The following is a 772-nucleotide window of genomic DNA, read 5'->3' as shown; positions in this document are numbered from 1 at the left end:
GGACGCGCACACACGGGTACGGGAATATCAACCCGTTGTCCATCGACTACGCCTGTCGGCCTCGCCTTAGGTCCCGACTCACCCTGGGCGGACTGGCCTGGCCCAGGAACCCTTGGTCTTTCGGCGGGCAAGGTTCTCACTTGCCTTATCGCTACTCATGCCTGCATTCTCACTCCCCACACCTCCACCACACCATCACTAGGTGGCTTCACTGGTGAGGGGACGCTCCCCTACCCAACCCCATACAGGGTTGCCGCGGCTTCGGCGGTGTGCTTGAGCCCCGCTACATTATCGGCGCACAATCACTTGACCAGTGAGCTATTACGCACTCTTTCAAGGGTGGCTGCTTCTAAGCCAACCTCCTGGTTGTCTTCGCGACTGCACATCCTTTTCCACTTAGCACACGCTTAGGGGCCTTAGCCGGCGATCTGGGCTGTTTCCCTCTCGACGCACGGAGCTTATCCCCCGCCGTCTCACTGCCACACTTTCACTTACCGGCATTCGGAGTTTGGCTGACGTCAGTAACCTAGTAGGGCCCATCGGCCATCCAGTAGCTCTACCTCCGGCAAGAAACATGCAACGCTGCACCTAAATGCATTTCGGGGAGAACCAGCTATCACGGAGTTTGATTGGCCTTTCACCCCTACCCACAGCTCATCCCCTCAGTCTTCAACCTAAGTGGGTTCGGGCCTCCACGCGGTCTTACCCGCGCTTCACCCTGGCCATGGGTAGATCACTCCGCTTCGGGTCCACAACACGCCACTACACCCCT

The 772-nt window shown here is 58.7% G+C and carries 1 rRNA gene; it reads right to left on the bottom strand.

The annotated features are described in order from the left end of the window. Nucleotides 1-772 (bottom strand): 23S ribosomal RNA (locus AC5Y36_RS25810); the annotation flags it as partial.

The organism is Mycobacterium sp. NGS50 (assembly GCF_059812545.1).
This window is presented reverse-complemented; position numbering and strand designations above follow the sequence as displayed.